Source organism: Paraburkholderia dioscoreae, assembly GCF_902459535.1.
In the GTDB taxonomy this organism is placed as follows: Bacteria; Pseudomonadota; Gammaproteobacteria; order Burkholderiales; family Burkholderiaceae; genus Paraburkholderia; species Paraburkholderia dioscoreae.
The window spans coordinates 2229602-2249071 of the sequence record NZ_LR699553.1 but is presented as its reverse complement, the minus strand read 5'-3'; the positions used below and the strand labels follow the sequence as shown (position 1 = coordinate 2249071).

Below are 19470 nucleotides of genomic sequence, written 5' to 3'. Positions count from 1 at the left end.
TCCGGTCAGATTGGCGCGCTCATGCCGGTCATGCCGGGCGCGGGCGTGCTCAGGTCAGTTCAATGCGACGGCCGCAGCGGCGCTCACCGGCGAGCCTTCGATAGCCACCGATTGCGTGCCGGCCGGGCCGACGGGCACGTCGCCGACCAGCGTGGTGCGATACAGTTGCCGGTCGAAGTCGAGATCGAAAATATCCGTGGGCGCGAGGTGCGCCGTTGCCCGGTTGTCCCAGAACGCGACGCTGCCGGCCTGCCATTTGAAACGCACCGTGAACTCCGGCCGCGTTACGTGTTCCCACAGCAGTTCGAGCAGCACCTGGCTTTCGCGCGGGCTCACGCCGACGATCGACTTCAGGAAGCTCGGGCTGACATAGAGCGCGCGCTCGCCCGTTTCAGGATGAACTCTGACCAGGGGATGCTCGGTGACGAGGACGCGCTGCTCGACGGCTTCGAGAAACGCCTGCGTTCCGCTCGCGCCGGCCGGCGGCGTAAAGCGGTGAATCCCGCGCAGACTGTCGACGAACGAACGCAGCGGCGCCGACAGTTTCTGATACGCGGCCACCAGGTTGGTCCACTGCGTGTCGCCGCCATAGGGCGGAATCGTCACGCCGCGCAGGATCGACGCCCACGGCGGATTGACCGCCGCCGTGACGTCCGTATGCCAGCCGGTCCACGGGCGTTGCAGCGTTTGCCCCTCGAAGCGCGTGGCCTTACGGTACTTCGAGATCGAATAGACCTCCGGATGACCCTCCACGTGGCCGAACACGGGATGCCCCAAGGTCAGTTCGCCGAACTGCGCCGAGAACGCGACGTGCTGCCCGTGCGTCAGGAACTGCTCGCGAAAGAATACGACGCGCCACTTCAGAAGCGCCGCGCGAATCTCCGCGATCTGGCGCGCATCCAGCTTCTGCGTAAGATCGACGCCGTGAATCTCCGCACCGATATGCGCGGAAAGCGGCGTAACCTCGATCGACTGTACTTCCTGCACTGCGGCTGCACTCATGAATGAAAAGCTCCTGATGAAGAGAACGGTTCCAACGGCGCGAATGCCGTCGCTTTACTGGCCGCTTATCGGCCGCTCTTATCGGCCCGTTTATCGGCCGGCCGCGGCAGCGACCTGCTGCGTGGCGGAGGTGTAACGATTCGCGGGGCGCGGCAGCCCGAGATTGCCGCGCAGCGTGCCTGCCTCGTATTCCGTGCGGAACAGTCCGCGCCGCTGCAACTCAGGCACCACCAGTTCGGCGAATTCCGTCAAGCCGCCCGGCAACCACGGCGACATGATGTTGAAACCGTCGGCGCCTTCTTCTTCGAACCACTGCTGCAGTTGGTCGGCGATACTCCGCGGCGTGCCGACCACCTGCTGATGGCCGCGAGCGCCCGCAATGCGCAGATACAGATCGCGGATCGTCAGGTTTTCGCGTCGTGCGAGATCGAACAGCAGGCGTTGACGGCTCTTGCCGCCATTGGTTTCCGGCAATTCGGGCAGCGGCCCGTCCACGGGATACGATGACAGGTCGACGCCGCCCGACATGTTCGACAGCAGCGACAGACCCACGGTCGGATGAATCAGGTTCTGCAGCGCGGCGAATTTCTCTTCGGCTTCTTCCTGCGTGCGGCCGACAACCGGGAAAATGCCCGGCATGATCTTCAGATGCTCCGGCGCGCGTCCGTATTTCGCCAACCGCCCTTTGACGTCGCGATAGAACGACTGCGCTTCGTCGAGCGTCTGATGCGCGACGAAAATGACCTCGGCGGTTTGCGCCGCGAGTTCGCGCCCGGCCTCGGACGCCCCGGCCTGCACGACGACCGGCCAACCCTGCGGCGAACGCGCGACGTTCAGCGGCCCGCGTACCTTGAAATGCTTGCCGGCGTGGCCGAGCACGTGCAGCTTGTCCGGATCGAAGTAGACGCCGCTTTCCTTGTCGCGGACAAACGCATCGTCTTCCCAGCTATCCCAGAGGCCCACCACCACGTCGTAGAACTCTCTGGCGCGCTCGTAGCGGACCGCGTGATCCGGATGCCGATCGAAACTGAAATTGTGCGCCTCGGATTCCGTGCTCGACGTGACGAGATTCCAGCCCGAACGGCCACCGCTCAGATGATCGAGCGACGCGAATTTGCGCGCGAGGTTGTACGGTTCATTGAACGTGGTGGAGACCGTCGCGATCAGCCCGATATGTTTCGTCACGACCGAGAGCGCCGACAGCAACGTTAGCGGTTCGAAATGATCGGCGCGCGCGGTGCGCGACAGCGAGGGCAGATGGGTGTCGCGCACGCTCACGCTGTCGGCGAAAAAAATCGCGTCGAACCGGGCGCGCTCGGCGATCTGCGCGAGCTCTGCGTAATGCGCGAAGTCCAGTCCGCCGCCCGCATGCGCATCGGGATGCCGCCATGCGGCGATATGATGGCCCGTCTCCATCAGGAAGGCCCCCAGTCTGATCTGCCGCTTCTGCTGTTTTCCGCCGCTCATCGTTTGCTCCGTGAAGGATTGTTGTGGGTATGGGAGAGCGCGTGCATCACCATGCGAGCCGCCATTCGGTGATCGGGGCGCTCGCCGCCGGAATACGCGTGCCGTCGTGCGGCGTGTCGTCTTCGCGCGGGTCGCGTTGCGCGCCGTCATGCTCGGCGAAATCGGCCAGCACTTCGTCGCGCAAACGGATGAAGCGCGGATCGTGGCGCTCGCGCGGGCGCGGCAGCGCCACGTCGACGATCCGTTTGATGCGGCCCGGGCGCGGCGCCATCGTGACGACACGGTCGCCGAGGTAAAGCGCCTCGTCGACATCGTGCGTGACGAGAATCATCGTGATGCGTTCGTGTTCCCAGATGCGCTGCAACTCGTTCTGCAAACGGCCGCGCGTGAGCGCGTCGAGTGCGCCGAACGGTTCGTCGAGCAGCAGTACGCGCGGGCGGTTGACGAGACCGCGCGCGATCGCCACACGCTGCGCCATGCCGCCCGATAGTTGATGCGGATAGGCATGCTCAAAGCCGTCGAGGCCGACGAGCGCGATATGTTCCGCCACGGCCTCGCGTTTTTCGGCCGCGGAAAGCGGCGCATTGCGCAGCGCGGCGAGAATGTTTTGCGAAGCCGTGAGCCACGGAAACAGCCGGTGGTCCTGGAACACGATCCCGCGTTCGAGCGACGTGTCGCGAACCTTGTCGCCGGCCACCACGATGTCGCCGCTATAGTCGGTGTCGAGTCCGGCGATCAGCCGCAGCAACGTGGATTTGCCGCAGCCGCTCGAACCGAGCACGCTGACGAACTCGCCGGCGCGCACGCGCAGGCTGATGTCGTCGAGCACCGCGAGCGGCGCACCGCCTTGCTGCGCATAGCGTTTGCTGACGTGAAGAATGTCGATGCTGTCGGAGAGCGTGGAAGACGTCATGAGCGATCCGGGTGGTGAGAGTTCGGGTACGGGTTCAGCGGGTGGCGGACTGGAGCCGGCGCGCAAAGATCGCCCGCTCCACGGCACGCGCCAGCGCATTCAACGCCCAGCCCGTCACGCCGACCACGATCACGCCGAACAGCACCAGATCCATGCGGAACTGCTCGCTGCCGTCGATCAGCGTGTTGCCGATGCCGCTGCCCGCCACCAGCAGATATTCGGCGCCGAGCGTGGCGAGCCACGAATAGATCAGCGCGAGGTAAATGCCGGTGAAGATCGACGGCAGCGCGGCCGGCAGGATCACCGCGCGGATGAGCTGCCACCGCGAGTAGCGGAAAGCGCGCGCGACCTCGATATAGGCGCGCGGCACCGCGTGGATGCCGTCGCAGGTGTGCGCGGTGACGGGCAGCAGCGCGGCGAGTGACAGGAACACGACTTTCGCCGCGTCGCCCAGACCGAACCACACGGAAATCAGCGGAATCCACGCGAACAGCGAGATCTGTTTGAAGGTGTCGAAGCTCGGCCCGATCATGCGTGTCGCGAGCCGTGAGAAGCCGAGCACGCTGCCGAGCAGCAGGCCGCCGAGCGTGCCGATCACAAAGCCGCTGGCTTCGCGCGCGAGCGACGCCGAGAGCGCCTTCAGCAGCGCGCCGCCGATGATCTGCTGCCACGCGGTGGCGAGAACCTGCGCGGGGCTGACCAGCAGGCCGCTTTTGATCACGTGCGCCTCCGAGACGGCCCACCAGATCGCGATCGCGACGAGGGGCAAGACAGTGCCGCGCCAGTCGAAGCGGGCCAGCAGCGGACGGCGCGGCCGCGCCGCGCGCCGGAAGGCGGCGGGCGCGGCGCAGTCGCAGGATGCGTCGGCGGGTTTTGGCGACGGCTTGGAACGCTTGAAGCGGGCGAGAGTCATCGTGGTTTCCTCACGGGCGGCGCCTCGTGCGCATGGCTGCCGGTGGTGCGTGTTTGTGGGTAACGGTGAGCCTGGTCAGTCTTGATGCGTGTTCGTGCGCGCGGGTGTCCGCGGGTGCCATCACTCGCGAAATGCCGACGGCTGTCCGCGCCGCAAGCGCGCTTCGAGTGCGTCCAGCGCCCGATTCACCGCATAGCCGATCGCGCCGACCACGACCACCGACGCCATCACCAGGTCGAGTTGAAAGAGCTGCCGGCCGTAGACGATCAGATAGCCGAGCCCTTCGGAAGACGCCACCAGTTCGACCACCACCAGCGCGAGCCAGGCCTTGGTGAAGGCGAGCCGCACACCCGTGGCGAGCGTCGGCACGGCAGCGGGCAGAACCAGATAGACAATCCGCTGCCAGCCGCTGTATTCGAACACCCGCGCGACTTCGTCGAGCGTGGCGGGTGTTTGCCGGAACCCTTGCAGCGTGCTCAGCGTGACCGGCACGAGCGCCGCATGCGCGATCAGAATGTATTTGAGCGGTTCGCCCACGCCCACGAGCAACAGCAGAAACGGCAGCCAGCCGAGCACCGGAATCTGCACCAGCGCATTGAAGCTCGGCAGCACATAAGCCTCGAGCGTGCGCGACAGACCCAGCGCCGCGCCGAGCGCGAAGCCGAGCAGTGTGCCCGCGCCGAAACCCAGCAGCACACGCTGCAGGCTGATCAGCGTATTGCGCGCGAGATCGCCGCTCTTTGCGAGCTCCACGAGGGTGTCGAACACGCGCTCAGGCGGCGGCAGGATTTGCGGCGCGATCCAGCCGCGTTCGCAACCTACCGCCCACAGCGCGAGCAGCAGGGCGGGCAACACCCACGGCGCGAGTCGCCAGGCGAGCGCGCGCAGCCGCGGATCACGCAACAGCGACGCGTGCGGCGCGGCGGCGGGCGCGAGCCGCTCGCGTTCGACGTGGATTGCGGTTTCGCTCATCGTGATCGCTCCGGTGAGTTGGTTGGCAGGCGTTAGCTGAGCGGTTTGCCCGCGGCGTCGTAGCGCGTCCAGTAGTGGTCGAGCTTTTGTGCGCGCAGCGCGTTGTCGAGATATTTCGTTTCGAACCAGCCATCGACCTCGACAGGCTGGCGAATCAGTTTGAGCTTCAGCGCGTCGTCCGCCACGGCTTTGTAGCGCGCCACGACGAACGGATCGATCAGCGGCGAATTGCGGTCCTTCAGGCTCTGGTTCGCGAACTCGGCCTGCCACGACGAATAAGGCACGCCGCTCCTGGCCCATAGTCTGAAGAGGGCGTCGCGGTTGGCTTCGTCGGAGGACCATTGCGCGCCTTTCACGAACACGTTGACGACGCGCTGCACGACATCCGGATGCGCGTGATCGAAATCGTCGAGCACGAGCAGATGGGACTGGCGGGTGAATTGCGGCCCGTCGTTCTGCGATTCGTAGACGACTTTCGCAAGGCCCTGGTCGCGCAGCTTGTACACGTGATAATCGTTGACCGACGCGTCGATACCCTTGGACGCCAGCGCCGCGAGCGAGCTCGCGGTGTCCAGATTGATCACACGCAGGTCGCGTTCGTTCAGCTGATTGGCGGCGAGCGCGTTATCGGCGACGAGCTGCAGATTGGTGCCGCGAAAGATCGACACGCGCCGGCCTTTCAGATCCTTGATCGAACGTACATCCGAATCCGCTGGCACTGCGATCTTGATGCCGGTGCGTACGCCCGAGGCGAGCAGAAGGTGCGTTTTCAGGCCGTTGGCGCGGGCGAGCACTGCGGGCAGATCGCCCTGGAAGGCGAAGTCGAGCGATTTGTCGGCGATTGCCTCGTTGACCGCCGGGCCCGCGCCCTTGAAGAACAGCCACTCGACCTTGATGCCGTCGGCGGCGAATTCCTTTTCGAGCGACTGCTGCAACTGCACGGTCGCCGCCGGCGAGCCGCCGAACGAGGGCGGATCGCCGGTGCCTTGTTGCGCGACACCGATGCGGATCACCGCGGGTTTGTCGGCGTACGCGTGAGTCACGGCAAGCGAGAGTGTCGCCATGGCGACGAAAAACTTCAGCAGACGGAAATAGCGCATGCGCAAATACCAATCAAGGGAAGGAGGCGGGTGCAAAAAACGGGTGCAAAACGGGTGCGAAAGCTCAGGTCGGCGCCGGGCCGGAACTACACGTTAGATTCGCGTGCGCTCGAATCCAACCAATCATTGCAGATAAGAAAATCTGCAGAAGTGCGAACTGTGTCTGCTGCGCGTCGCGTCGTGGCGGTGCATCGAAGCCAGCGCGGAATTACCGATTTGCATAGTTAAATTCGTCGTTTTGCCGGCATCGATCGCATGGCTACCATGCAACGCTTCAGCCACTCATGTGAAGTCCGGATCATGTCCACTGTTGCTTTTCCATCGACCGCTGTCGACCCGCAAGCGAGCGTCGATAGCGCCGCGCGGCCCGCTGTCATCCGTAGCGCGCAAGACGTCTCGCGTATCGTCAATGCCGGCGCCGCCAAGGGCAGCAATGCGCGCATCGTGATTGCGATCGCGCTCGGCGGCGTTTTTCTGGATGCTTACGACCTGACCTCGCTCGCTTACGGGATCAAGGACATTGCGCGGCAGTTCTCGCTCTCGCCGGTGCAGGTGGGCTTCGTTTCATCGGCCATTACGTTCGGCGCGATTCTCGGCGCGCTGTTCGGCGGCTATCTGACAGATCGCATCGGACGTTATCGTGTGTTCATGGCCGACATGCTGTTCTTCGTGGTCGCGGCGATCGCGGCCGGTCTGGCGCCGAATGCGTGGGTGCTCGGCGGCGCGCGGTTTCTGATGGGTTTCGGCGTCGGGCTCGATTTGCCGGTGGCAATGGCCTTTCTCGCGGAGTTCTCGCGCGTGGCGGGCAAGGGCAACAAGGCGGCCAGCGTCGCCGCCTGGTGCCCTGCGTGGTATGCGGCCACGAGCACCTGCTATCTGCTGATTCTCGGTCTCTACGCGATTCTGCCCGAGCATCAACTCGGCTGGTTATGGCGTTTGACGCTGGCCTTCGGTGCGGTGCCCGCCATCGCGATCATTCTCGTGCGCAGCCGCTATATCAGCGAATCGCCGGTGTGGGCCGCGAATCAGGGCAATCTCGAAGAGGCCGCGCGGATTCTCAAGCGCTCGTACGGCGTGGACGCCGTGGTCGAACCCGGCGCCGTACCGGTGAAGGCGCCGCGCGCGGCGTCGTGGCGCAACTTCGGGGTGCTGTTCAACGCCACTTACCGGCGCCGCACGATTCTCGCCGCGGTGATCGGCAGTGCTTCCTCGTTCGGCTATAACGCGATCATCTTCGGCTTGCCGGTGATCATCACCAGCTTCTTTCATCAGGGTCCGCTCACCACGATCGTCGCGGCGCTAGGCCTGAATCTGGCGTTCGCATTCGTGGGCGGCCTGATCGGCGTGCGCACCGCGCCCACGGTCGGCGCCTGGAAAATGACGGTGCTCGGACACGCGCTGCAGTTCGCCTCGCTGATCGGCCTCGCGCTGATCGGCAAACCGGGCAGCGGCGCGCTCGTGGTGGTGGCGATCCTGCTGCTCGGCGGCTATCTGTTCGGGCAGGGCTTCGGACCCGGTTCCCATTCGATGACCTATGCGTCGCTCAGCTATCCGACCTCGCTGCGCGGCATCGGTGTGGGCTTCAACCAGACGCTGGTGCGCAGTGCCTCGACGGTGTCGCTGTTCCTGTTCCCTGTGCTGGCCGCCGCATTCGGTACCAAAGTGTTCTGGTTGATCGCGATTGCGCCGCTGAGTTCGCTGCTCGTGCTGCTGGTGATCCGCTGGGAGCCGTCGGGCTATGACATCGACGGTGAGGACTATACGCAGCCCGCCGTGGCAGGGGAGCCCGCGCGTGCCTGACGGGATCCGAACGCGCTGTGAACAGCAGCACGGAACAAATAAGCAAAGCGAAATTAGTTGGTTTGGGTAAGCCATCGGTGCCGCGATACTGAATTTACCGATGGCGCCTCCTTACCATCCTGGCGTTTTTGCCCGTCGTTCAATATCCTGACCGAATCGACACCATGACGGAATTCACCCATCCCGACCAGCATGCGCTCGACACATTGCGGCTGATCGGCCCCGCGCCCGACAACTGGGTGCCGCCGCGTGACGGCATCGATCATAACGTGGCGATCATCGGCGGTGGACAGACCGGGGCGGCGTTTGCTTTCGCGCTGCGGCGTGCCGGCATCGGTCAGGTCAGCGTGATCGACGCCGCGCCCGACGAAAGTCAGGCAGGCATCTGGTTGAATCGCGCGCGCATGAACAAGCTGCGTACGCCGAAAACATTGGTGGGCCCCGAAGCGGGTCTGCCGGGTCTGAGCTTTCAGGCGTGGTACGAAGCGCGCTTCGGCGCCGCTTCGTATGCGCAGATCGACCGGATTCCACGCACACGCTGGGCGGAATATCTTGCGTGGTACCGGCATTTCCTCGACATCCCGATTCGCTACGGCACACGTCTGACGCGAATCGAGCCGGTGGGCGAGCATTTCCGTCTGCATCTGGAAGTGCGCGAAGGCGCCTCGGTCCGCGGCGTGGTGGAGACGGCGCGCAAGATCGTGCTCAGCAACGGCGTGGCGGGCAACGGCGGGCCGAATCTTCCCGCGGTGCTGAAAGACCTGCCGCCGGCACTCTTTGCCCACACCTCGCAAGCGATCGATTTCGCGGCGCTGCGCGGCAAATCCGTGGCGGTGATCGGCGCGGCCTCGTCCGCATTCGACGCGGCCGCAACGGCGCTCGAAGCCGGCGCGGAGCAGGTGCATCTGTTCGCGCGGCGCGAGCGTATCGCGTCGGTGCCGGTAACGCGTACGCGCGCCTATCCCGGCGCGTACGACAACTATTTCCAGTTGCCCGACGCGATTCGCTGGTCGCAGGCTCGGCGCTTCCGCGAGGCCGGCTCGACGCCGCCTGCCGACGCCGTGGAGCGCGTCACGCGTTTTCCGAACTTTCATCTGCATCTCGGCGCGCCGTGGACCCAAGCCGCTGTGCGAGACAAACACGTCGAAACCCGCGTGGCGGGCGAACCGTTTGCATTCGATTTTGTGATTGCCGGCACGGGTTATGTGGTGGATCCGGCGCTGCGCCCGGAGCTCGCGGAGTTCGCCGCGCATATCCGGCTCTGGCGCGATCAGTACGTCCCCAACGAGGCTGACAGCGACGAAGCGCTGGGTTCGCATCCCTATCTCGGCGCGGGGCTCGAATACCTGGAGAAGGTGGAGGGCGCAGCGCCGTATCTGAAGCATATCCACGTCTACAACCCGGCGGCGTTCGTCAGTTTCGGCTTGCCGGTCGGCGACGTGCCAAGCATGAAGCGCGACATTCCCGCCGTGGTGCAGCGAATCAGCCGCGATCTGTTTCTCGCCGATCTGGACGCGCATGAAGCACGGTTTAACGACGACATCGGCGCGGATTTCGACGATTCGATCTATGCGCGCAGCGTCTGGCAGCGCGAGGGCGTCGACGTCGATATCGCGTGAAATCGCGCTTCGGCGTGCGCGAACGCTAATTCAACAATGCAGGAGGCTGGAACGCTATGTCCACCCAGTTCGAATCGATTGCGACGCGAGGTGCGGCCGTCGACGGGGATTCCGGCAATGCCGGGCACCGCGCGACACGGCGCGGCCTCCCGCGCGGCGTGCCGATCGCATGGCTCGCCGCGCTCGCGTGGCTGGCCAGCGCGGCACTGACCCAGTGGTGGCCGAGTCTCGACGACTGGCCGTACACGAAAACATTCATCGCGCTCAAGCTGGTGCTGGCGGCCTTCGCGGTTGCGACGGCGGTGGCGGGACGGCGCGATCCGTCAAACCGTAAGGCGGTGACGGCCACGCGCATCAGTGCATGGCTCGCCGCTATGCCCTGGCTGCTCGCGCTGGCGCTCGGCGTCAGCGTCTGGGAAGCGGTCACGGCACAACTCGAATGGCTGCCCCGACCCTTCTTCGCGCCGCCGCAAGCGCTGATCGGCGTCTATGCCGAAGACTATCCGCGGCTCGGCACGAGCGTCGTGCATTCGTTCGGCCTGCTGGCTTACGGCTACCTGCTGGGCGCGATTGCGGGTTTTGCGATCGGCGTGAGCATCGGCTGGTCGCAGGCCGTCAGTTACTGGGTGCATCCGGTTCTGCGGCTGATCGGCCCGCTGCCGGCCACCGCGTGGTTGCCGCTTGCGTTCTTCTTCTTTCCGTCCAGCTTTAGCGCGAGCGTGTTCCTGATCGCGCTGGCGACCGCGTTTCCGGTCGCCGTGCTGACATGGTCGGGCGTGGCCGGCGTCAACTCCGCGTACTACGACATTGCGCGCACGCTCGGCGCGAGACCGTCTTTCCTGATCCTGCGCGTCGCGATTCCGGCCGCGTTGCCCTCGGTGTTCGTCGGGCTGTTCATGGGGCTCGGCGCGTCGTTCTCGGTGCTGATCGTCGCCGAGATGATGGGCGTGAAAGCGGGGCTCGGCTGGTATCTGCAATGGGCGCAAGGCTGGGCGGCGTATTCGAATATGTACGCCGCGCTGCTGGTGATGGCGCTGATGTGCTCCGGTCTGATCACGTTGCTGTTTCGCGTGCGTGACCGCCTGCTGGCCTGGCAAAAAGGACTGCTCAAATGGTAGCCGTACCCGAGGTATTGAATCAGCCGGCCGCCGCGGCGCCCGTTCGCGACGGCGCGCGTATCGACGTGCGTCACGTGAGCCATCGTTTCGCGCTGCGCGGCGCCGCGTTGCCCGTTCTGCAGGACGTCAGTTTCGCCGTCGAGCCGGGCGAGTTCGTCGCGCTGCTCGGCCCGAGCGGCTGCGGCAAGTCCACCTTGCTGCGGCTGGTGGCCGGGCTCGATACGCCGACGCAGGGCGGCGTGCAGGCCGACGGCGCCGCGATCACGGGCCCCGATCCGTCGCGCGTGGTGGTGTTCCAGGATCCGACCTTGTACCCGTGGCGCACGGTGCGCGGCAATGTCGGTGTCGGGCCGCAGGCGCAGCGCAGAGGCTTTGCCCGGCGCGGCGCTGCGCAGGACGCACGGGTGCAGCAGCGCATCGATGCCGCGCTGGAACTGGTCGGCCTGACCGAATTCGCCGAAGCGTTTCCGCATCAGTTGTCCGGCGGCATGGCGCAGCGCGTGGCGCTGGCCCGCGCGCTCGTCAACGATCCGGCGCTGCTGGTGCTGGACGAGCCGTTCGGTAAGCTCGATTCCCTGACGCGCATCCGCATGCAGAACGAACTGGCGCGACTCTGGCAGGACGCGCGGTTCTCCGTGCTGCTGGTGACGCACGACGTGGAAGAGGCGCTGCTGCTGGCGAACCGCGTGATCGTCTTCAGCGAGCGGCCGGCGCGGGTGATCGCCGAAGTCCGCAACGACGCGCCGTATCCGCGCCATCGCGACGACCCGAAGCTGGTAGCCCTGCGCCGCGAGGTGCTCGCCCAACTTGGTCTGGATACCTGAACGAACAGAACAATCGATAGACGACCTGAGGAAGACCCACCATGAATCCGTACGATCAAGCTCCGCCGAACCCGGCGCGCCGCGCATGGTTGCGCAAGACGGCCTGGAGCGCGGGCGCCGCGGCGCTGGGCGGCACGATACTGATGCCCGGCCCGCTGACCTTTGCGCAAACGCCGCAGGCTCCGCTCAAGCCGCTCAAGCTCTCGTGGAATGCAGGCGCGATCTGTACCGCACCCGTGGCCGTAGCGGTCAAGCAGGGTTTTTTCGAACGTCACGGCTTGCAGGTCGAACTCGTGAATTTTTCCGGCTCGACCGACCAGTTGCTGGAAGCGATCGCCACCGGCAAGTCCGACGCGGGCGTCGGCATGGCGCTGCGCTGGATCAAACCGCTGGAGCAGGGCTTCGACGTGAAACTGACCGCCGGGATTCACGGCGGCTGTATGCGTTTGCTGGCCACGCGGGCCTCGGGCATCGTCGATGTGGCGGGGCTGAAGGGCCGCACGATCGGCGTCAGCGATATGGCGAGTCCGACCAAGAATTTCTTTGCCATCGTGCTGAAGAAAATCGGCGTGGATCCGGATCGCGACGTGAACTGGCGCCAGTATCCGGCCAATCTGCTGGGCGAGGCGCTGAAGAAGGGCGAAGTGCAGGCCATCGCGGACGGCGACCCGACCATCTGGACGATCCGCGAGTCCGACCATCTCTACGAAGTGTCGAACAATCTGTGCGGCGAATACCAGACGCGCGCGTGCTGCGTGCTCGGCGTGCGCGGCTCGCTGGTGCGAAAGGATCGCGCCACCGCGCAGGCCTTGACCCAGGCGCTGCTCGAAGCCACCGAGTGGACCGCGAATCATCCCGCGGACGCGGCCGCGATTTTCTCGGTCTATACGCCGTCCGCCGACGTGGGCCAACTGACCGCAATGCTCAAGAGCCACACCGATCACCATCATCCGGTCGGCGACGCGTTCAAGAAAGAGATTTCGCTCTATGCCGATGACCTGAAAGCGGTCGGCGTGCTGAATAGCGGCACCGATTCGAATCGCCTCGCGGACCGGGTGTTCTCGAATGTGCTGGCTTGACGGCGAGGCGTGATGCCGTTACGTATTTCAAAGCCCGACACGCCGCCCTCGCGCGGCCGCCGTCGATTGCTCGGCCGTCTGGCGGCCGGCGGCCTTGCCGTTTCGCATGCCGCGGCGGCGAGCGAACTGCTCAAGCCGCTCGACGTCGCACCTTCGAGCCGCGTGCCTGGCGCGCCTATTCTCGAGCATCCTTATGGCGTGCCTTCGCCGCACGAAGCGGACGTCGTGCGGCGCAGCGCGCGAGCGTGGCCGCTGCCCGGCGCGGCTTCGTCGATGACGCCGCTCGCGGATCTGCACGGCACGCTCACGCCCAACGGTCTGGTCTATGAGCGCCATCATGGCGGCGTGCCCGACATCGATCCCGATCAGCACCGGCTGGCGATTCATGGCCTCGTACGCGCGCCGAAACTGTTCACGCTCGACGACCTGCTGCGCCTGCCGTCCGAATCGCGGATTCATTTTCTCGAATGCTCCGGTAATACCGGCAACGAATGGAATGGTCCGAGCGGCATGCCGTTGCAACTCACGCACGGTCTGCTGTCGTGCTGCGAATGGACCGGCGTGCGCTTATCCACTTTGCTGGAAGAGGTGGGCGGCGTTTCGGTGTCCGGTAACGCAGCCGGCGGCGGCTGGTTGCTCGCGGAGGGCGCCGACGCCGCCGCGATGACGCGCAGCCTGCCGCTCGATCGCATCCTCGACCTGGCACTCGTGGTCTATGCGCAAAACGGCGAGCGCCTGCGCCCGGAGAACGGTTATCCGCTGCGGCTGATCGTTCCCGGCTTCGAGGGCAATACCAACGTCAAGTGGCTGCGCCGGCTGAAAGTGGTCGACGCGCCATTGCAAACGCGCGAGGAAACCTCGAAGTACACGAGCCTGCTTGCGAACGGCAAGGCGCGTCAGTTCGCCTTCGAGATGGATGCGAAGTCGGTGATTACGCGGCCGTCGCCAGGCCATCGGCTCACCACGCAGGGTTATTACCCGATTACCGGTCTTGCGTGGTCCGGACGCGGCACGATCCGCAAGGTCGAGGTCTCGACCGATGGCGGCGCAACGTGGCGTGCCGCGCGTCTGGTCGGCGCGATTCATGATCGCGCGCTCACGCGTTTCGAAGCGGACTGGCGCTGGGACGGCGGTGCTGCCGCCATCCTCTCGCGTGCCACGGATTCGACCGGCTATCTGCAGCCGACACGCGCCGAACTCGTCGCCGCGCGCGGCCTGAATTCGCAATACCACTACAACGCAATCCAGCAATGGCGCGTGGACGAGAGCGGCGAGGTGCGCAATGCGTGACGGCCACCGCAAACCTGCGCCGGCGCGCATGGCGTTGGCCGTGTTGCTGTCGCTGGCGGCGCTGGCGTCCTGTGCATCGACCACGCCGATCGCACGGAATGCCGGCGCGGCTCATGATATCGGCACACCGCTCACCGATCAGGATCTCGCCGCGTGGAACATCGACGTCGCACCGGATGGCCGCGGCCTGCCCGCGGGCAGCGGCGACGTCGCGACCGGCGCGCACCTGTTCGCCGCGAAGTGCGCCGCGTGTCACGGCGCGCAGGGCCAGGGCGGTCTCGGCGACCCGCTGGTGGGCGGCCAGGGCTCGCTTGCGAGCGCGAAGCCGAAGCGCACCGTGGGCAGCTACTGGCCCTATGCGACGACGCTCTTCGACTATATCCGCCGCGCAATGCCGTACAACGCCCCCGAGTCGCTCTCTGCCGACGAGGTGTATGCGGTGAGCGCGTTTCTGCTCAACCAGAACGGCATCGTGCCGGCGAATACGCGGCTCGACGCTGCGTCTCTGCCACGCGTGGTCATGCCCAATCGCGGCGGCTTCGTGGCTGATCCCCGTCCGGGGCAATTGTGACCGGTTCGCGCCGGATAACGGGCGGAGTTGGTGTCCCCAGTTAGCGGCGCGTGTGGAGAAGAGCGACAGTCCCACGCCGTACCGCGACATTTGCAACGACCCGGCACGCTAACGTCGGTTCTCGTTGTAGCAGTTATTCAGTTCCCCACGTGAAGCAGGCTCCCCGACACTCGACCTGTGCCGTCCACCACCGCTGTCCGTACGGAAGGCGCAATCGTGGACTTTCATCGCCGCGGCACATTTATCGTGTTCCTTCTCGTGGGAGAACCGTATGGAAATCAGCCGCACCTATGCATCGTCGTACCCAGTGGAACCACGCGGCCAACCGGGCCATGATTCGTCGCGCACAAATACGGCGGTGCAGCCGCACAATGGTTCGCCCGCACGCGTCGCGGGTCACTCCGCAAACGCCGGCACATACGCCGCACCAGCGTCGACCCTTTCCCGCGTTCGACGCGGCGGCGTACTCGGCACCTGCGGCACGCAGTCCGAGTTCCGCGAATGTCGCGGCGGCGAAGCATTGAAAGAAACGGCCGTGTCTTATCAGAAGTTCGATCAGAACGATCGCCGGCGCACGCGCGGGCCACAAGGTAAGGGAGCCTGCAATGGCCTCGTTCGCGAAGCGATGAGCCGCATCGACCGCGACGATGGCGGGAACACCGTGGACCTGCCATCCGCCGTCAACCAGATGTTGATCGACGCGGACTCCCGCGCTCCCGCCAGCCGGGAGATGTTCGACCGGATCGACCGGTTTCAGGACAGATTGACGCCGTTCGCGCTCGGACGGTATGAGCAGCGCAACGCCGACCCATTCACCGAAACGCAGGACCGCAACCAGCGCATCGCAAGCTTGATGACCCGTCTGCATGATTGGCTCCAACCGGGCGACATGGCGTACCTGCTGCTCGGTATGACATCCCCGGTCGACAACTCCTGGCAACACGGCCACGCGCTGCTGATACAAAGGCGAGTCAGCGGCGATTACGTGGTCTTCGATCCGAACACCGGCGCATTCGTGTATCGCGACGAGGCCGACATGGCGCATGCACTGAGAGGGTATCTGGACACCGCGTACAGCGAAACGGGTCTTCAGGTCGTGCCCGACAGCATCCAGATCTATGCTCGGGGGCAGCCGCGAGCGCGTGCAACGCAGGCACCCCCGGCGCCATGGCTTCCAGAACCCCCACCAGAACTCTATCGTCACGGCCTGTATGCACGCACCGCGGTCGACGCGAACGGGCTCTCTCAAGGCGTCCTCTCCGCGGCCGCGGGGCAACCGCGCGCGCTGGCCGGCTCCGCTAGCGGCATGGCCGCCGACGCGCTTGCGACTATCGCCGGTGGATATTCGACAGACCTGGCAAGCGCGACAGCCGATCTCAGAGCGCGGCTGCGCAATCCGCCGACGAGGCAAGCCACAGTCGACGAGCTCCACCGCCTGCAGATCGCGAACCGGCATTCGGTGGTCTCGAATGTGCCGAACCGTATCAGACATGAAGGCCAAAGCCATATTCGAAGCGCCTCCGGGTTGGCCGACGAACTCAACCAGCACTTTGGACATCCTTATGTTCGCGACAACAGCCTGCGGGGCTACGACGGCGACTTCGTGGAAATCCGGTTCACGTCCCGCGGCAGTCCGGTTGACGGGGAGGGTGCCCGTCCACAAGACAACGTCGGCCCAGCGGATCCCCCGGTAATCGTGCAAAGAGTCAAGCCATCGGCAAATTATCTGAATGACGCGTACCAGATCTACGATCCGGCAGTCGGTGTTTTCAGTTATCGGAATTTTGCCGATATGTCGTCCGCAATCAGCAGCCGGTACGGCACGGAGCATACGGAGGAGGGCGGCACTGACCACGCGGCGACCACGTGGTTCGCCAATCTGAACCGAAGCCGGCCCGTGCGCGGCGCCAGCCAGGCCGAATTCGCTGTTGCGAGAGAATCGCCCATCAACAACGTCACGTTAGCCGATATCGCGCAAGCGCATCACGTAGCCGTGCCGCCTATAGCTCTGCCGCCTGAGCCGGACATGGAGAGGCTCGCGCTGCCTCGCGACGAGGTCCGGAAACGATCCGCCGACCCGCCGGAGCAATCTCCGCACACCGTGCTCTTCCGCCCTTCGACGGTGACGCCTGAAGCACTGAAGGCGCAGGGCGGCTTCAACGTCGAGGACACGCCGCTGAAAGACGTGAGCCTCGACATGCACGATTTCGACCTGAGTTCGAATCCGTCAGTTGTCGACTCAGCGGGTTATCTCGGCACTTTCCAGCGCGGCAGCACAGCGTTGGACCGACTCACGTCCCGCTCGAGCGACGGGTACATCTACCGTGTCGCACCGACACCGAACATGGTGGATGTCAATGGAAGTCTCGGCGCCGGCGCCCGCGACCCGCAACGCCACGAACAGGCGGCGATGGGGCATATCGACTTCACGCAGATCGTGGGTTGGCAACGCATCAAAGACGGCAGGCTGCAGCCGTTCTTTCCCAACCCGGATTACCGCTGGGACGTCTACGATCAGACGCAAACGGCCGGCGCCCAGCCGCAACTGGCGCGTTATCCAGTCGACAGTTCGGGCTGGAGCGACAAGCGTCACAGCCCGTTTGTGTCGCGCGTCTCATACGACGGCAAATCCGCCGTCCCGCAGCTCAACCAGGATCCGAATCGCACACAAGCCGAGTTCTACGACCATGCACGGTCAAAGATCGAATATCTCGCGAACCGGCAAGCCACGGGTCTCGACTATCGCGGGCCGATGACCATGTGGGGGTACGGCGATTCCAGATGGCAAACCAAGCTCTACGTCGACAGCAAGGGCGATGTCTGCTTCGATTATTCGGGCATGGTCGATGTTCCGGGGAATACAAGCCAGTTCGTGATGGGCGAAGATGGCCGCTTTCACCTCGCCAATGACAACAAGCGGGTGCTTCGCGTCGGAAACAACGGCTACCTCTACGCCGGCTCGGTGCCGTCCGATCCGTCTAATCTCAATGGCGTTTTTGAAAAAATCGGCAATCATCTCATTCACGCGGAGGATCGCAAGTTTCTCAGCGTCGGCAAATACTCGTACTACCCCTATGTGTCGAGAGAAGACCTCGGTAGTCGATCCGCCTGGAGCTTGACCGGCTTCAACGGGAAAGCGGTCGTACCGCCGCCCGTCAACTTGCACTCCTTCCTGAACAACTCGGCGGGTAACCGGTTCAGGCTCTACGAATTCGCAAGAAATCCCGATTCGGCGTTACCGCCAGGGACAACGCGATTCGTCACGCAAGTGCCGGGCATCGAACGTCAGGAGCTATTTATCGAATACGCCAGAAAATGGACAGCGACGGAGATCGGCAAGGCGTCCAGATGGCTTGCGCAGAACAACATTGCATGGCTGTTCAGAGACGGATATTGTGCCGTTGCCCACGGACCGAATCAGCTCGAAGTGCGCAACCTCGACGGCACGCCCGTCTGGCGCGCGACCATCGACCCGGTGACACGCAAAGTGCGCGCGCAACGCCTGACCGATCTCGCGTCCCAATACAGGATTCCCGACGCTACCTGGGACGCGATCAAGGCGGATGAAACGAGGAATCGGCTGCTGCAACGTATGCTCAAGAGCCATTATGACTTGCGCGGCAAGGGCTGAAAGGCGCTAGGACATGCGGGACAGCCATGACAGGCGCCTGCGTGCGCGTAGGCGAGGGCGGCCGCATGAGGCGGCGGCGCTCGCTCCGCGGCCGCAACGCGTTAAAGCATCGGCTTTATCACTTCAGCAGATATCCGTATCGGATTTGCTTCGTTGCCGGAGCGCGCGCGCGCCGGTAAATTCGTCTGACTGCGCCCCCGCTGGCGTCTTCCGACCAGATTCGACGACGAGTGTCCTGTGACGACTGCCTTTGCATCTACCGCCGCCAGCCAGGCTGGCCTTGCCAACCCTGCCCAGCACATCGGGATTCGCGCGTTCGACGGCCCCGTCGGCGCGGAAGTGCTCGGCCTCGATCTCGGCCGGCCGCTGAGCCAGGACGATTTCGAGCGCATTCACCGTGCGCATCTGGACCATCACGTGCTGGTGTTCCGCGATCAACGCATCACGCCGGATCAGCAGATCGCCTTCAGCCGCCGCTTCGGTCCGCTGCAGATTCACGTGCTGCACCAGTTCCAGTTGCCGGGCCATCCGGAGGTGCTGGTCGTCTCGAACATCGTCGAGAACGGCCAGCCGATCGGTCTGGGCGACGCCGGCCATTTCTGGCACTCCGATCTGTCCTACAAGGAGACGCCGAGCCTCGGTTCACTGCTGCATGCGCAGGAGTTGCCTGCGGAAGGCGGCGACACGCTGTTCGCCAACATGCATCTGGCGTGGGACACGTTGCCGGCGCATTTGCGCGCCGCAGTGGAAGGGCGTTCGGCGGAACACACGTATCTCGCGAAATACGCGGAGCTGCAAAAACGCAGCCCGTGGCGCCCGGATCTCACCGCCGGGCAGATCGCCCAGGTCAAGCCGGTGACGCACCCGATCGTCCGCACGCATCCGGAGACCGGGCGCAAGGCGCTCTTTGTCAGCGAGCATTTCACGACCCGCGTGATCGGCTTGCCGGAGGATGAGAGCCAGTCGCTGCTCGAGGAAATTTTCGCGCATAGCGTGCGGCCCGAGCATCTGTACCGGCATCAGTGGGCCGAACACGACATGGTGTTCTGGGACAACCGCTCATTGATGCACCTCGCGGCCGGCACGCCGGATCATCTGCGCCGCAAACTGTACCGCACGACAATTGAAGGCGACGTGCCGTTCTGACGGCAACGTGGTCCGTTTTACCTCT

The 19470-nt window shown here is 64.8% G+C and carries 15 protein-coding genes; 9 read left to right on the top strand and 6 right to left on the bottom strand.

The genetic code is table 11. The features are described from left to right. Positions 1–54 precede the first annotated feature (54 nt). The 6 genes from PDMSB3_RS10025 to PDMSB3_RS10000 all read right to left on the bottom strand — a co-directional run bounded on the left by PDMSB3_RS10025 (position 55) and on the right by PDMSB3_RS10000 (position 6367). On the bottom strand, positions 55–1002 hold the full coding sequence (locus PDMSB3_RS10025; protein WP_007181878.1) for a TauD/TfdA dioxygenase family protein: 948 nt from the start codon (positions 1000–1002) through the stop codon (positions 55–57). A gap of 90 nt (positions 1003–1092) precedes the next feature. After that, complete coding sequence (locus tag PDMSB3_RS10020; protein WP_165186008.1) at positions 1093–2469, bottom strand: LLM class flavin-dependent oxidoreductase; 1377 nt, start codon at positions 2467–2469, stop codon at positions 1093–1095. A 46-nt stretch (positions 2470–2515) separates the two neighbouring features. Further along, entirely contained in the window at positions 2516–3382 is an 867-nt protein-coding gene (locus tag PDMSB3_RS10015; RefSeq protein WP_165186006.1) for an ABC transporter ATP-binding protein, read from the bottom strand. Positions 3383–3416: 34 nt separating this feature from the next. Continuing rightward, on the bottom strand, positions 3417–4295 hold the full coding sequence (locus tag PDMSB3_RS10010; protein ID WP_007181881.1) for an ABC transporter permease: 879 nt from the start codon (positions 4293–4295) through the stop codon (positions 3417–3419). A gap of 120 nt (positions 4296–4415) precedes the next feature. Further along, entirely contained in the window at positions 4416–5267 is an 852-nt protein-coding gene (locus PDMSB3_RS10005; protein WP_007181882.1) for an ABC transporter permease, read from the bottom strand. 32 nt (positions 5268–5299) lie between these two features. After that, positions 5300–6367 (bottom strand): ABC transporter substrate-binding protein, encoded by a 1068-nt coding sequence (locus tag PDMSB3_RS10000; protein ID WP_165186003.1) that lies wholly within the window; start codon positions 6365–6367, stop codon positions 5300–5302. Between the two features lie 300 nt (positions 6368–6667). Here PDMSB3_RS10000 and PDMSB3_RS09995 point away from each other — a divergent pair, with 300 nt between their 5' ends. The 9 genes from PDMSB3_RS09995 (at position 6668) to PDMSB3_RS09955 (ending at position 19445) form a co-directional block, all read left to right on the top strand. Next, the gene (locus tag PDMSB3_RS09995; protein WP_165186002.1) at positions 6668–8167 is read left to right on the top strand and encodes an MFS transporter; all 1500 of its coding nucleotides are present in this window, start codon (positions 6668–6670) and stop codon (positions 8165–8167) included. Between the two features lie 164 nt (positions 8168–8331). Next, positions 8332–9786, top strand: coding sequence for a SidA/IucD/PvdA family monooxygenase (locus tag PDMSB3_RS09990; RefSeq protein ID WP_165186001.1), 1455 nt, complete (start codon positions 8332–8334; stop codon positions 9784–9786). A 56-nt stretch (positions 9787–9842) separates the two neighbouring features. Further along, on the top strand, positions 9843–10904 hold the full coding sequence (locus PDMSB3_RS09985) for an ABC transporter permease (RefSeq protein ID WP_007181886.1): 1062 nt from the start codon (positions 9843–9845) through the stop codon (positions 10902–10904). Next, on the top strand, positions 10898–11728 hold the full coding sequence (locus PDMSB3_RS09980) for an ABC transporter ATP-binding protein (protein ID WP_165186000.1): 831 nt from the start codon (positions 10898–10900) through the stop codon (positions 11726–11728). The genes PDMSB3_RS09985 and PDMSB3_RS09980 overlap by 7 nt, the downstream gene beginning before the upstream one ends. A gap of 41 nt (positions 11729–11769) precedes the next feature. Further along, positions 11770–12807 carry an ABC transporter substrate-binding protein gene (locus PDMSB3_RS09975; protein WP_007181888.1) on the top strand — a complete coding sequence of 346 codons (1038 nt, stop codon included), beginning with the start codon at positions 11770–11772 and terminating at the stop codon, positions 12805–12807. Positions 12808–12819: 12 nt separating this feature from the next. Next, on the top strand, positions 12820–14097 hold the full coding sequence (gene soxC / locus PDMSB3_RS09970) for a sulfite dehydrogenase (protein ID WP_165185999.1): 1278 nt from the start codon (positions 12820–12822) through the stop codon (positions 14095–14097). Further along, on the top strand, positions 14090–14668 hold the full coding sequence (locus PDMSB3_RS09965; protein WP_007181890.1) for a c-type cytochrome: 579 nt from the start codon (positions 14090–14092) through the stop codon (positions 14666–14668). The genes soxC and PDMSB3_RS09965 overlap by 8 nt, the downstream gene beginning before the upstream one ends. Before the next feature lie 535 nt (positions 14669–15203). Next, positions 15204–18299, top strand: coding sequence for an enterotoxin A family protein (locus tag PDMSB3_RS09960; protein ID WP_232064161.1), 3096 nt, complete (start codon positions 15204–15206; stop codon positions 18297–18299). A 237-nt stretch (positions 18300–18536) separates the two neighbouring features. Further along, complete coding sequence (locus tag PDMSB3_RS09955) at positions 18537–19445, top strand: TauD/TfdA dioxygenase family protein (protein WP_007181892.1); 909 nt, start codon at positions 18537–18539, stop codon at positions 19443–19445. Positions 19446–19470 lie beyond the last annotated feature (25 nt).